At 62.7% G+C, this 12,402-nt stretch carries 13 protein-coding genes; 9 read left to right on the top strand and 4 right to left on the bottom strand.

The genetic code is table 11. The features are described from left to right. Positions 1 to 26 precede the first annotated feature (26 nt). Positions 27 to 722, bottom strand: coding sequence for a hypothetical protein (locus ACZ89F_RS11655; RefSeq protein WP_476092006.1), 696 nt, complete (start codon positions 720 to 722; stop codon positions 27 to 29). A gap of 89 nt (positions 723 to 811) precedes the next feature. After that, complete coding sequence (locus tag ACZ89F_RS11650; protein WP_476092004.1) at positions 812 to 2,386, bottom strand: trimethylamine methyltransferase family protein; 1,575 nt, start codon at positions 2,384 to 2,386, stop codon at positions 812 to 814. A 275-nt stretch (positions 2,387 to 2,661) separates the two neighbouring features. Between ACZ89F_RS11650 and ACZ89F_RS11645 the strand changes: the two genes are divergently transcribed. Next, a complete protein-coding gene (locus ACZ89F_RS11645; RefSeq protein ID WP_027029468.1) occupies positions 2,662 to 3,360 on the top strand; it encodes a corrinoid protein in 699 nt (232 codons plus the stop codon). A gap of 85 nt (positions 3,361 to 3,445) precedes the next feature. On the opposite strand, the gene ACZ89F_RS11640 is transcribed toward ACZ89F_RS11645, so the two are convergent. Beyond that, entirely contained in the window at positions 3,446 to 3,583 is a 138-nt protein-coding gene (locus tag ACZ89F_RS11640; RefSeq protein ID WP_057142997.1) for an entericidin A/B family lipoprotein, read from the bottom strand. A gap of 64 nt (positions 3,584 to 3,647) precedes the next feature. On the opposite strand from ACZ89F_RS11640, the gene ACZ89F_RS11635 reads away from it, so the two are divergent. Next, positions 3,648 to 4,280 (top strand): DUF1638 domain-containing protein, encoded by a 633-nt coding sequence (locus tag ACZ89F_RS11635; RefSeq protein ID WP_476092002.1) that lies wholly within the window; start codon positions 3,648 to 3,650, stop codon positions 4,278 to 4,280. On the opposite strand, the gene ACZ89F_RS11630 is transcribed toward ACZ89F_RS11635, so the two are convergent. Further along, a complete protein-coding gene (locus tag ACZ89F_RS11630) occupies positions 4,277 to 5,200 on the bottom strand; it encodes an NAD-dependent epimerase/dehydratase family protein (RefSeq protein ID WP_476092000.1) in 924 nt (307 codons plus the stop codon). The genes ACZ89F_RS11635 and ACZ89F_RS11630 overlap by 4 nt on opposite strands. A 114-nt stretch (positions 5,201 to 5,314) precedes the next feature. On the opposite strand from ACZ89F_RS11630, the gene ACZ89F_RS11625 reads away from it, so the two are divergent. From ACZ89F_RS11625 to ACZ89F_RS11595, 7 genes are all read left to right on the top strand, one after another. Further along, complete coding sequence (locus ACZ89F_RS11625) at positions 5,315 to 5,890, top strand: DUF4893 domain-containing protein (protein WP_476091998.1); 576 nt, start codon at positions 5,315 to 5,317, stop codon at positions 5,888 to 5,890. A gap of 94 nt (positions 5,891 to 5,984) precedes the next feature. Beyond that, the gene (locus ACZ89F_RS11620; RefSeq protein WP_476091996.1) at positions 5,985 to 6,767 is read left to right on the top strand and encodes a formyl transferase; all 783 of its coding nucleotides are present in this window, start codon (positions 5,985 to 5,987) and stop codon (positions 6,765 to 6,767) included. Between the two features lie 305 nt (positions 6,768 to 7,072). Next, complete coding sequence (locus ACZ89F_RS11615) at positions 7,073 to 7,375, top strand: virulence factor (protein WP_476091994.1); 303 nt, start codon at positions 7,073 to 7,075, stop codon at positions 7,373 to 7,375. Continuing rightward, positions 7,368 to 7,979 carry a methylenetetrahydrofolate reductase C-terminal domain-containing protein gene (locus ACZ89F_RS11610; protein ID WP_476091992.1) on the top strand — a complete coding sequence of 204 codons (612 nt, stop codon included), beginning with the start codon at positions 7,368 to 7,370 and terminating at the stop codon, positions 7,977 to 7,979. Before ACZ89F_RS11615 ends, ACZ89F_RS11610 begins: the two co-directional genes overlap by 8 nt. Next, entirely contained in the window at positions 7,976 to 9,067 is a 1,092-nt protein-coding gene (locus ACZ89F_RS11605) for a methylenetetrahydrofolate reductase (RefSeq protein WP_476091990.1), read from the top strand. The genes ACZ89F_RS11610 and ACZ89F_RS11605 overlap by 4 nt, the downstream gene beginning before the upstream one ends. Before the next feature lie 81 nt (positions 9,068 to 9,148). Continuing rightward, positions 9,149 to 10,123, top strand: a complete 975-nt coding sequence (locus ACZ89F_RS11600) for a methyltetrahydrofolate cobalamin methyltransferase (RefSeq protein WP_476091988.1) — start codon at positions 9,149 to 9,151, stop codon at positions 10,121 to 10,123. 10 nt (positions 10,124 to 10,133) lie between these two features. Next, the gene (locus ACZ89F_RS11595) at positions 10,134 to 12,227 is read left to right on the top strand and encodes an ASKHA domain-containing protein (protein WP_476091986.1); all 2,094 of its coding nucleotides are present in this window, start codon (positions 10,134 to 10,136) and stop codon (positions 12,225 to 12,227) included. The last annotated feature ends 175 nt before the right edge of the window (positions 12,228 to 12,402 follow it).

Genomic DNA, 12,402 nt, shown 5'->3' with positions numbered 1-12,402 from the left:
CTGCCTGCATCAGGGCTGCATTTCGATCAGCCGGCCGCCGCCACAAAGCTTGCCATGTGAAACGCCTGGACCTCCGGAGGATAACGGTAGTCGGTGCCATAGGGACAGGCATTGCGGTCGAGACAGCCGCTGCTGCGGCACGGTTCGCCATTCGCTCCCCGCACATGCGCCAGGCAGGATTGATAGGCGAACCCTTGCGCGGAATAAGCGTCGACCGGACAGGATTTCAGGCAGGGCTTTTCGATACATGTATCGCAAAGATGGGTCACTGCTTCAGCGGCTTGAACCGGAAGCTCGTCCTCGAACAGCAGCGCACCGCGATAGGCGTGCCAGAGCCCGTATCGCGGATGCATGAGGATGCCGAGCGGTGAAGGCCTCAACCCCTCCGCCCGCATCGCCCATTGCTGGAACGGCAGATAGGGCTTGTCGGAAGGCGAAACGGCCCTCGCCCCGAATGTCTCCGCCACCGCACCGATCACTTCGCGCGACCAGGTGTCGAGCGGATTGGCGACTACTTGTGGCTGTTGCTCCCGCCAACGCAGAAAATGCGGCCAGGGCGCCGCACCCGCCTGCCCCACAAGCAGGACGGCCGCTGCCTGCGCACCGGATGAGCCCGTTGGCGGCGCTTCACCTGGAGCAAAATTGAACCCGCCACGAAGAACTAGGCCGTTGGCGTGAAGCGCCGCAGCAATGCGGTCAACGCTGCCGGCAGGCGCAATCATTCCTTCTTGACCGGATCGGAGAACGCGCTCCGCCAGACTTCCTTGTGGATGATGTTGGCGACTTTAGCCCCGCCTGACTCGGGCTCCTTTCAAGTGAAGGCGTCGGGCATCGACCCCTTCTTCTTGGCGATGAACTCCTTCAGCGCCTCGTCGATGCTCGGATCGAGATACGGCGCCTCGTAGCTTTCCAGCCAGCGGCGAGCGAGTTCGTTGGCGCGCTGCGGCGCGGTTTTCTGGCCTTCGGCCAGCCACTGCTCGTAGGAATTGTTGTCGGCAATGTTGGAGCGGTAGAAGGCGGTTTGGAAATTCGCCTGGGTGTGGTCGCAGCCGAGATAGTGGCTGCCCGGCCCGACCTGGCGGATGGCGTCCATCGCCTGGCCGTTTTCCGACAGGTCGACGCCCTCGGAGAATTTTTGCGTCATGCCGAGTTGGTCGATGTCCATCATGAATTTTTCGTAGCAGGAGGCGAGCCCGCCCTCGAGCCAGCCGGCCGAATGCAGCACGAAATTGGTGCCGGCGAGGATGGTCGAGTTCAGCGTGTTGGCGCTCTCATAGGCCGCCTGTGCATCCGGAACCTTGGACGCGCAGAGCGAACCGCCGGTACGGAACGGCAGGCCGAGGCGGCGGGCAAGCTGTGCCGCGCCATAGGAAACCAGCGACGGCTCCGGCGTGCCGAAGGTCGGCGCGCCCGACTGCATCGAGATCGACGAGGCGAAGGTGCCGAACAGAACCGGCGCGCCCGGCCGGATCAGCTGCGTGAACGAGGCGCCGGCCAGCACTTCGGCCAGAACCTGCGTCAGCGTGCCGGCCACCGTCACCGGGCTCATCGCGCCGGCAAGGATGAATGGCGTGACGATGCAGGCCTGGTTGTGGCGCGCATAGACCTTCAGCGCGCCGAGCATGGTCTCGTCGAACACCATCGGCGAGTTGGCGTTGATCAGGCTGGTCAGCACCGTGTTGTTCTCGACGAAATCGTCGCCGAACACGATCTTGGCCATGGCAACCGTATCCTCGGCGCGCTCCGGCGCGGTCACCGAACCCATGAACGGCTTGTCGGAATATTTGATGTGGCTGTAGATCATGTCGAGGTGGCGCTTGTTGACCGGCACATCGACCGGCTCGCACACCGTGCCGCCCGAATGGTGGATCGACGGCGCCATATAGGCGAGCTTCACGAAATTCTGGAAATCCTCGATCGTCGCGTAACGCCTGACGCCATCGAGGTCGCGCACGAAGGGCGGGCCGTAGACCGGCGCGAAAACGGTGGCATTTCCGCCGATCTGCACCGAGCGCTCGGAATTGCGGGCATGCTGGGTGTAGACGGGCGGCGCGGTCTTGAGCAGCGAACGGCACAGCCCCTTCGGAAAGTGCACACGCTCGCCCTTGACGTCGGCGCCGGCCTCTTTCCACAGCTGCAGCGCTTCCGCATCGTCGCGGAAGATGATGCCGATCTCCTCGAGCACCGTGTCGGTGTTCTTCTCGATCAGCGCCAGGCCTTCCTCGTCCAGCACCTCATAAACGTTGATCTTGCGCTTGATGTAGGTGAGCTGCGTGCCCGGACCACCGCCAGAACGTGCTGCCCGCCGGGCAGCAGCCCCGCCGCTGGCGCCGCGCCCACGTCGCGCGTTTGACGCTTCCTGATCGACTGCCGCGTGTTCGCCCATGGTGGTTCTTCCCTGAATCTGTTCTTGTCTGGAATCCATAGCGGCTGCCTCTCGCCGCTTCTTGCCAGATCGTAGCCATGCACCCTATTCGAAACGGCCCGCCAGCGCCAACGCCTGTCGCAAAATCGACAAGAATTCCAAGAGAGTTACGGTCGCTTTCCTTTTGCGGGAAGTCGCAAATCAGCTATGGATACATGCCCTGAGCGGGTTAGGTATGAACGCGAATATTTTGTGCTTTGCGACATGGTCGCGATGCCGGCAGGAGCTCGATACAAATGTCCGACGACGAGATCATCCTTTCCGAACTTTCCGACGACGAGTTGGTGCAGCAGATGCACGACGATCTCTATGACGGGCTGAAGGAAGAGATCGAGGAAGGTACCAACATCCTGCTCGAGCGCGGTTGGGTGCCCTACAAGGTGCTGACCGAGGCGCTGGTCGAAGGCATGCGCATCGTCGGCGAGGATTTCCGCGACGGCATCCTGTTCGTTCCCGAAGTGCTGCTGTCGGCCAACGCGATGAAGGCCGGCATGTTCATCCTGCGTCCGCTGCTCGCCGCCACCGGCGCGCCCAAGCAGGGCAAGATGGTCATCGGCACCGTCAAGGGCGACATCCACGACATCGGCAAGAACCTCGTCGGCATGATGATGGAAGGCGCCGGCTTCGACGTCATCGATCTCGGCATCAACAATGCAGTCGAGAAATATCTCGATGCGATCGAGCAGCACCAGCCCGACATCATCGGCATGTCGGCGCTTTTGACCACGACCATGCCCTACATGAAGGTCGTCATCGACACGATGAAGGAAAAGGGGATCCGCGACGACTATGTCGTGCTGGTTGGCGGCGCGCCGCTCAACGAGGAATTTGGCAAGGCCGTCGGCGCCGATGCCTATTGCCGCGATGCCGCGGTGGCGGTCGAGACCGCCAAGGACTTCATGAAGCGCAAGCACAACGTCCGCGCTTCGGCCTGACCCAAGGCATCAGGATGGACCGACAAGAAAAGCCGCGCCTTGCAGCGCGGCTTTTTTGTTCCCAGATGATGGACGAGGCTGCCAATCAGTTGGCGACAGTGTCCTTGACCGCCCTGGCCGTCGATTTGACGTCCTTGCCGACGCCGCGAACGGTGTTCGCGCAAGCCGTAAGGGCAAGGACACAAGCAAGAATGGCAATCGGTGCGATGCGAAGCAGTTTCATGGACGGTGTCTCCCTCAACAGATAAATTAGCGCGACAGCAACGAAGGCCGGCTCGACGGGTTCCATGGCCAAGACGCAAAAAACGAAACCGAATCAAGACGACAGGCTGCTCGTTATCGCCTGCGGGATGATTGCGCGCGAAGTTCTGGCCGTCAAGGAACAGCTCGGACTGGATCACCTCGACCTGACCTGCCTGCCGGCGGAATTCCATTTCTATCCCGACCGCATCGCTCCGGCCATGGACAAGGCAATCGAAAAGGCCAAGGCCGAAGGCTACATCAACATCTTCGTCGGCTATGCCGATTGCGGCACCGGCGGCCTGCTCGACCGTATCTGCGAAAAGCACGGCGTCGAGCGCATGGCCGGCCCGCACTGTTTCGCCTTCTATCAAGGCATGGAGGCCTACCAGAAAATCGCCGACGACGACATGATGTCGTTCTACATGACCGACTTCCTCTGCCGGCAGTTCGACGCTTTCTTCATGAAGCCGCTCGGCCTCGACAAGCACCCGGAGCTGATCAAGGACTATTTCGGCAACTACGAGAAGCTGATCTATCTGGCCCAGACCAACGATCCGGAACTCGACAAGGTCGCCGAAAAAGCCGCCAAAATGCTCGGTCTCGTCTACGAACGCCGCGCCACCGGCTATGGCGACCTGACGGCCGGAATGGCGCAAGCCGCTGCTGTCACGGGCTAGGCGGCCCCCTCTTCCGCCCGCAGCGCCGCAAGCACATCGGCGAAGCTCGTCTTGCAGACGAAACCCAGCCTGTCCCTCGCCCGCGACGCATCGTAGACCCGGTCGATGGAGGAAAACATCGTCCAGCCCTTTCGCGCGTAAAGCGCAGGAAAATCCGGAAAATAGCGCGTGACGACCGACGGCGCGTCGGCGATCAGCACCGCGCAATCATCGGGCCGGAACGGCGTCGGCGCAGAGACGATGAAAATGTCAAAGCCCAGCTGCGGCGCCTTTTCGAGAGCAAGGATGTGGGCATCGGCCGCGTCTTCCACCGTCAACCGGCGAAACAACAGCTCGTTGGCCTTGGTGTTGGCGTCCGATTGTTCGATCGCATGCGCCATGTCGTCGGCTTCGGGAAAGAAGCGGGCCGTGCGCAGCACCACCACCGGCAGCCCGTGCTGGATATGATAGAGGCGGCAGAGATGCTCGGCTGAAAGCTTGGTGACGCCATAGATGTTGCGCGGCTCGGGCGACATCGCCTCCGTCAGCCAGGCCGCCTTGCGCGCGCCACCGCTGAAGCCGTCGCGTATCGCCTGCGAAATCATCAACGACGTCGTCGAGGTGAAAACGAAGCGCTGCACGCCGGCCGCCACCGCCGCGTCGAGCAGGTTGAGCGTGCCTTGCACATTGGTGGCGACGAAATCGCTGTTGGCGCGGTTCTCGATGTTGGGCTTGTGCAGCGCGCCGCTGTGGATGATCGCCTCGATCCGGTTGTCCCGAACTGTATGCATGACAAGGTCGCGGTCGGCGATCGAGCCGATCATCTGCGTTTCCGCCGACGGCACCGGATCGAGCCCGGTGACGTCGTGCCCAAGCGCGCGCAGACGCGGCGCCAGCGCGCTGCCCAGCCAACCCGACGATCCCGTGAGCAAGATTCGCATTCGTCACACCATGATTTTTGACCGTGACGCTGTTAAGCACGGATGACAGGCGCCAGCGATCCGATAAGTTATGCACCAGCGGCGCTGCGCCAGACATCAACCGGGAGGCCTCCGATGAAACTTCGCCCGCTGCTCGCCCTTGTCAGCCTGCTCTGCTGCACTCTCCCAGTGCTCGCCGATGGCGAGGTGCAGAAACTCATCACCGCCGCCGACAAGACGCGGCTCGACAAATATGGCGAGACCCGCAAGGCAGCGCTCGCCGAGGCGAAAGCCGGCGATCCCGCCGAGGTCAAGCAACTCGACGCCTTGCTGGCGAAGCCGCTGGTGGCCTTTTCCGACAAGGACCTGACCGGCAACTGGCAGTGCCGCACCATCAAGGCCGGCGGACCTTTACCACTCGTCATCTATGGCTGGTTCAAATGCAAGGTGACCGACGACGGTTCCGGCTGGCGGCTGGAAAAGATCAGCGGCTCGCAGCGCACCAAGGGCCGTTTCTTCGACGATGGCGAAAAACGTGCGATCTATCTCGGCTCCTTCTATGTCAACGATGATCCGGCAAAGCCCTATGGCAGCGGCCCGCAGACCGATCAGGTCGGCTACGCCTTTCGCAACAGCGCCAAGGAATGGCGCATTGAATTTCCGGCGCCCTACTATGAATCGAAGCTCGATATCATCGAATTCAAGCGCTGACAGTGTATCGAAGAGCTGATCACCAAGGATTAACCCGGACGCCCTAGCATCCCGCCCATTGTCGAGAACGGGTTGCTTGGAGGGGGCAAGATCCATGGCAGCATCAGGATCCAGTACGCGTCCGATCGTGGTCGTCACCGGAGGAGGCCCCCATGTCTGGGCTATCGTCAATGCGATCGCCGACCGCGTCGGGTCTGTCAGCGTTATCCTCGAAACGCCTGAATCCAAAAAGCAATTGCTGATCGGTCGCGCTCGCCGCCAGGGCTGGATCTCCGCCATCGGCCAGCTCGGCACGATGGTGCTGAGCAGGCTTGGCAAGCGGCTCCTCGCCGGCCGTGCCGAGCGGCTGATTGCCGAGGAGAAGCTCGAGATCGAGCCGCGGCAGGACCAGGAGATCATCCATGTTGCTTCCGCCAACGGGCCGGAATGCCTCGCGGCGATCGAGAAGATCCAGCCTGGCGTTGTCCTGCTTAACGGCTGCAGGCTGTTGTCGAAGGGCATGCTGGCCAGGATGCCTTGCCCGGTGCTCAACTATCACGCCGGCATCACGCCGAAATACCGCGGCATGAATGGCGGCTACTGGGCGCTGACATCAGGCGACCCGCGGAATTTCGGCACCACCGTGCACCTGGTCGATGCCGGCGTCGACACGGGCGCCGTGCTGAAACAGGTGCGCGGTGAGCCCAAGCGCGGCGACACTATCTCCAGCTACGCACTGCGCCAGGCCGCGTTCTCGCGCGACATTTGCGTCGAGGCGGTCAGCGACGTGCTGGCCGGAAAACTCACCACCATCGACCCGGGCCTGCCGTCGCAACAATGGTATCACCCGACGATCTGGTTTTATCTCTGGACAGGCCTGAAAACCGGCATCTGGTAACGCGTTCCTCGCCCGGATCCGCATGCCGCGCGACGGTTATTCCGATACGCAAAACCTGCCGCTGGCACACGCTGCAAACGAATAAACCCACCTTTCATTTTACGACATCGAAATGCGTCGCTTTTGAATGCGCGCGCGTCGTCCCATAACAAGCGGCCCACCTGCGCTTCCGGCAATGCTCCGATACTGCATCGGCCCGAAAATCGGAATCGATCTTCGGAAAGCACGATGCAGCAAATTGAAGTGGTAGAGCGTCCTTTGCGCATCCAACTGGAACGTGCGGCGCTCTACGGGAGTGAGAATTCATGGCCGATCTGATCGTCGTCTACTGGCGCGACATCCCTGCCCAGGTCATCGTCAAGAAGGGTCGGCAGAACGCCAAGCGCGAACTGCCGCTGCGCTTCACCGAGGCGATCGACATGTGCGCCATGCGCACCGGCGCCGGCGGCACCGACGACTATCTCGCCGAATGGCGCAAGGCCGATCCAATTCCGGTCGGCGACGACCTCGAAGCCGAAGTCGAAAAGGCATTTCAGGATATCGACACCAAATACGACCGCGAGCGGCTGGTCGCTCTGGTCAAAGCGGGCGGCAAGGAAAATGTCTGACACCCAGCCGGCGGTTACCCAGGCCACTTTGGTCAAGAAGGCAGCGCCGAAATCCGACTACAAGCCGGCCGACGTGTCGCCGCAGCGGCGCGTGCAGCGTTCCTTCGCGGTCCGGCTGTGGTCGATCAGGCACTCCCGCCTGCTCGAATGGTTCTACTCCAAATTCGCCGACATGTTCCTGCTTCTCCACCCCTTGTGGAAAGGCATCGGCTACGGCCGCGTCGAAGGGCCGATCAAATTTGTCGAGAAGCGCGTCAAGGGCTTCATGTTCGACTGCCGCATGTGCGGCCAGTGCATCTTGTCGTCGACCGGCATGTCGTGCCCGATGAACTGCCCCAAGCAATTGCGCAACGGCCCTTGCGGCGGCGTGCGCGCCAACGGCAATTGCGAGGTCGAGCCCGATATGCCTTGCGTCTGGGTCAAGGCCTGGGAAGGCTCGCAGAACATGGTGCACAGCGAGAGGATCCTGACGGTGCAGAAGCCGGTCGACCAGTCGCTGCGCGAAACCTCGGCCTGGCTGCGGGTGACCGCGCAGGCCGCCGCAGCGCGCGAAGCCGCCGCTGCCGGCAAGAATGGGGCAGCAAACACCGGGGCGTCGGCATGATCGGCCGCCAGCGCGATGAGAACCCGGACGGCATCCACCTGCCGCTCGCCCCCCTGCCCGGCCATACCTCGCGCGGCCGGCTGGAGCGCGTCCTGCGGCGCGGCGAATTCGCCGTGACGACCGAGCTCAATCCGCCCGACAGCGCCGATCCGGAAGATGTCTATAACAGGGCAAAAATCTTCGACGGCTGGGTCGACGCCATCAACGCCGTCGATGCGTCGGGCGCCAACTGCCACATGTCGTCGGTCGGCATCTGCGCGTTGCTGACCCGCATGGGCTATGCGCCGATCATGCAGATCGCCTGCCGCGACAAGAACCGCATCGCCATCCAGGGCGATGTGCTGGGCGGGGCGGCGATGGGCGTCGCCAACATGCTGTGCCTCACCGGAGACGGCGTGCAGGCCGGCGACCAGCCCGGCGCCAAGCCGGTGTTCGACCTCGACTGCATGTCGCTGCTCGAGACCTGCCGCATCATGCGCGACAATGGCAAGTTCCTGTCCGGCCGCAAGCTGACGACGCCGCCGCAGCTTTTCCTTGGTGCCGCGATCAATCCGTTCGCGCCGCCGATCGACTTCCGTCCGCATCGGCTGGGCAAGAAGATCGCCTCTGGCGCGCAATTCGTGCAGAGCCAGTATTGCTTCGACGTGCCGATGTTCCGCACCTACATGCAAAAGGTCCGCGACCTCGGCTACACCGAAAAATGCTTCGTCCTGGTCGGCGTCGGCCCGCTCGCATCGGCCAAGACGGCCAAGTGGATCCGCTCGAACGTGCCGGGCATCCATATCCCCGATTCGGTTATCAAGCGGCTGGAAGGCGCCCAGGACCAGAAGAAGGAAGGCAAGCAGCTCTGCATCGACATCATCAACGAGGTGAAGGAAATATCAGGCGTTTCCGGCGTTCACGTGATGGCCTACCGGCAGGAGGAATATGTGGCCGAGATCGTCGATGAATCGGGCGTTCTGAAGGGGCGCCAGCCATGGAAACGCGAAATCCGTCGCGACGACCAGATGGTTGCCGACCGGCTCGACAGCATCTTGCACGACGACATTACCGAAACGCAGGTGGACATGGTGAAGACCGCGCACTGACGGCGCGGACGGCCACCCATTCGCTTGAACGAAACCAGACAACGATATAAAGAAATCTTTATATCACGGCGGAGAGACTTCATGACCCGTACCATTGTCGCCTCGGCGACACGAGAAATCATCATCGGCTTCGACCAGCCGTTCTGCGTGATCGGTGAACGCATCAACCCGACCGGCCGCAAGAAGTTGGCCGCCGAGATGATCGCGGGCAATTTCGAGACCGTCATCAGGGACGCATTGGAGCAGGCAGCCTGTGGCGCCACCATGCTCGACGTCAATGCCGGCGTCACCTCGGTCAATCCGAACGAGACCGAACCCGGTCTTTTGGTGCAGACGCTGGAGATCGTGCAGGGCTTGGTCGACCTGCCGCTGTCGATCGACAGCTCGGTCACCGCCGCGATCGAAGCCGCACTGAAGGTCGCCAAGGGTCGCCCGCTGGTCAACTCCGTCACCGGCGAGGAAGAAAAGCTCGAAGCCATCCTGCCGCTGGTCAAGAAATACAACGTGCCGGTCGTTGCCATCTCCAACGACGAGACAGGCATTTCGATGGACCCGGACGTGCGCTTCGCCGTCGCCAAGAAGATCGTGCAGCGCTGCGCCGATTTCGGCATTCCCGCGCATGACGTCGTCGTCGATCCTTTGGTGATGCCGATCGGCGCGCTGGGCGATGCCGGCCGTCAGGTCTTCGCGCTGCTGCGCCGTCTGCGCGAGGAGCTCAAGGTCAACACCACCTGCGGCCTGTCCAACATCTCGTTCGGCCTGCCGCACCGCCACGGCATCAACGCCGCCTTCATCCCGATGGTGATCGGCGCCGGCATGACATCAGCCATCATGAACCCGGTGCGGCCGCAGGAAATGGAAGCCGTGCGCGGCGCCAATGTGCTGAACGGCACCGACGAGAACTGCACCAACTGGATCAGGACCTACAAGGACTACAAGCCGGCCGAAGGCGGCCAGGCCGTTGCCGCCCCGACGCAGGTCAATGCGCCGGGCGAAGGCGCCAGCAACGGCGGTCGCCGCCGTGGCGGCCGTGAAGCCCGGATGGGCCGAGGATAAGCGCGCAATCGTGAATTCACCTGCAAACATCACCGACCCGCTCGTGCTGTTCATGCCGTCGGGCAAGCGCGGGCGGTTTCCTGTTGGCACCCCGGTGCTCGATGCCGCGCGCCAGCTCGGCGTCTATGTCGAAAGCGTCTGCGGCGGACGCGCCACCTGTGGGCGCTGCCAGATCGAGGTGCAGGAAGGCAATTTCGCCAAGCACAAGATCGTCTCCTCCAACGACCACATTTCGCCCAAGGGCGCCAAGGAAGAGCGCTATGAGCGCGTCCGCGGCCTGCCAGAGCGGCGCCGCCTCTCCTGCTCGGCGCAGATCCTCGGCGACCTCGTCATCGACGTGCCGCAGGATACGGTCATCAACGCGCAGACCATCCGCAAGGATGCCGATACCAGGGTGATCGCCCGCGATTCAGCGATCCGCATGTGCTATGTCGAGATCGAAGAGCCCGACATGCACAAGCCGCTTGGCGACCTCGACCGCCTGAAGATCGCGCTGATGCACGATTGGGGCCTGAAAAACCTCGATTTCGATTTTTATCTGCTGCCGCAGGTGCAAGGCATCCTGCGCAAGGGCAATTGGACCGCGACCGCCGCCATCTACAAGGATGCCGACTCAGAGACCGCGCGCGTCGTGGCACTGTGGCCCGGCCTCAAGAACGAAGCCTATGGCCTGGCCTGCGACATCGGCTCGACCACCATCGCCATGCATCTGGTGTCGCTGCTGTCGGGCCGCGTCGCTGCCTCGTCCGGCACGTCGAACCCGCAGATCCGCTTCGGCGAGGATCTGATGAGCCGCGTCTCCTATGTGATGATGAACCCGGATGGCCGCGAAGGCATGACGGTCGCCGTGCGCGAGGCGATCTCGAGCCTGGTCGACAAGGTCTGCGCCGAAGGCAATGTGCAGCGCAACGACATCCTGGATTCCGTCTTCGTCGGCAATCCGATCATGCACCATCTGTTCCTCGGCATCGATCCGACCGAGCTTGGCGGCGCCCCCTTCGCGCTCGCCGTTTCGGGCGCGGTGCACATCAAGGCATCCGACATCGGCCTGAAGCTCAACCAGGGCGCCCGGCTCTATATGCTGCCTTGCATCGCCGGCCATGTCGGCGCCGATGCGGCGGCGGTAACGCTGTCGGAAGGCCCGCATCGCCAGGACGAGATGATGCTGATCGTCGATGTCGGCACCAATGCCGAGATCGTGCTCGGCAATCGTGCGCGGGTCGTGGCAGCTTCTTCTCCGACCGGCCCGGCCTTCGAGGGGGCCGAAATCTCCGGCGGCCAGCGCGCCGCCCCAGGCGCCATCGAGCGCGTGCGCATCGATCCCGACACGCTGGAGCCGAAATACCGGGTCATCGGCTCGGAACTGTGGTCGGACGAGCCGGGCTTCCTGGACAGTGTCCAGGCAACCGGCGTCACCGGCATCTGCGGCTCCGGCATCATCGAAGTCGTGGCCGAGATGTATCTCGCCGGCATCATTTCCGAGGATGGCGTCATCGACGGCGGACTTTCTGCCCGCTCGCCGCGCGTCACCGCCAACGGCCGCACCTTCTCCTATGTGCTGAAGGAAGGCTCTGCCGCATTGAAGGAAGATGGGCCGAAGATCACCATTACCCAGACCGACGTGCGCGCCATCCAGCTCGCCAAGGCGGCGCTTTATGCCGGCACCAAGCTGTTGATGGAAAAGCAGAACACCGAGCATGTCGACCGCATCCATTTCGCTGGCGCCTTCGGCTCCTTCATCGATCCGAAATACGCCATGGTGCTGGGTCTGATCCCGGATTGCGACCTCGACAAGGTTTCCGCGGTCGGCAACGCCGCCGGTGCCGGTGCGCGCATGGCCCTGCTCAATCGCGGCTATCGCCGCGAGATCGAGGACACGGTCAGCAAGATCGAGAAGATCGAGACGGCGCTGGAACCGAAATTCCAGGAGCATTTCGTCTACGCCATGGCGCTGCCCAACAAGGTCGATCCGTTCCCGAAACTGTCGGCGGTGGTGAAGCTGCCGCCGCGCAAGACGGTCAGCGAGGACGGCGTTGCCGGCGACGCCACCCCGCGCCGGCGTTCGCGCGAAGGCCACGAGGGGCGGCGGCGCGGGCGGGAATAGGCGGCCAAGCCCAGGCCGCCGCCTCTCCAAACTCATTTGCATGCAAATGTTTCCGGATCGCCTGATCCGGAAACCGAAACGCTGTTTTCGCGAAATCCATCCGATACATGGCAGGTGCATTACCCGGGCATCGAACGGCGGCCGAAGATAATCCTCGACCGCTGCCGTTCTTCAA

Source organism: Mesorhizobium sp. USDA 3734, from assembly GCF_056279665.1.
This window is presented reverse-complemented; position numbering and strand designations above follow the sequence as displayed.

Coding starts and splice junctions, on each gene's coding strand:
- ACZ89F_RS11655 (WP_476092006.1), bottom strand. CDS start 722: ATGATTGCGCCTGCCGGCAGCGTTGACCGCATTGCTGCGGCGCTTCAC.
- ACZ89F_RS11650 (WP_476092004.1), bottom strand. CDS start 2,386: ATGGGCGAACACGCGGCAGTCGATCAGGAAGCGTCAAACGCGCGACGT.
- ACZ89F_RS11645 (WP_027029468.1), top strand. CDS start 2,662: ATGTCCGACGACGAGATCATCCTTTCCGAACTTTCCGACGACGAGTTG.
- ACZ89F_RS11640 (WP_057142997.1), bottom strand. CDS start 3,583: ATGAAACTGCTTCGCATCGCACCGATTGCCATTCTTGCTTGTGTCCTT.
- ACZ89F_RS11635 (WP_476092002.1), top strand. CDS start 3,648: ATGGCCAAGACGCAAAAAACGAAACCGAATCAAGACGACAGGCTGCTC.
- ACZ89F_RS11630 (WP_476092000.1), bottom strand. CDS start 5,200: ATGCGAATCTTGCTCACGGGATCGTCGGGTTGGCTGGGCAGCGCGCTG.
- ACZ89F_RS11625 (WP_476091998.1), top strand. CDS start 5,315: ATGAAACTTCGCCCGCTGCTCGCCCTTGTCAGCCTGCTCTGCTGCACT.
- ACZ89F_RS11620 (WP_476091996.1), top strand. CDS start 5,985: ATGGCAGCATCAGGATCCAGTACGCGTCCGATCGTGGTCGTCACCGGA.
- ACZ89F_RS11615 (WP_476091994.1), top strand. CDS start 7,073: ATGGCCGATCTGATCGTCGTCTACTGGCGCGACATCCCTGCCCAGGTC.
- ACZ89F_RS11610 (WP_476091992.1), top strand. CDS start 7,368: ATGTCTGACACCCAGCCGGCGGTTACCCAGGCCACTTTGGTCAAGAAG.
- ACZ89F_RS11605 (WP_476091990.1), top strand. CDS start 7,976: ATGATCGGCCGCCAGCGCGATGAGAACCCGGACGGCATCCACCTGCCG.
- ACZ89F_RS11600 (WP_476091988.1), top strand. CDS start 9,149: ATGACCCGTACCATTGTCGCCTCGGCGACACGAGAAATCATCATCGGC.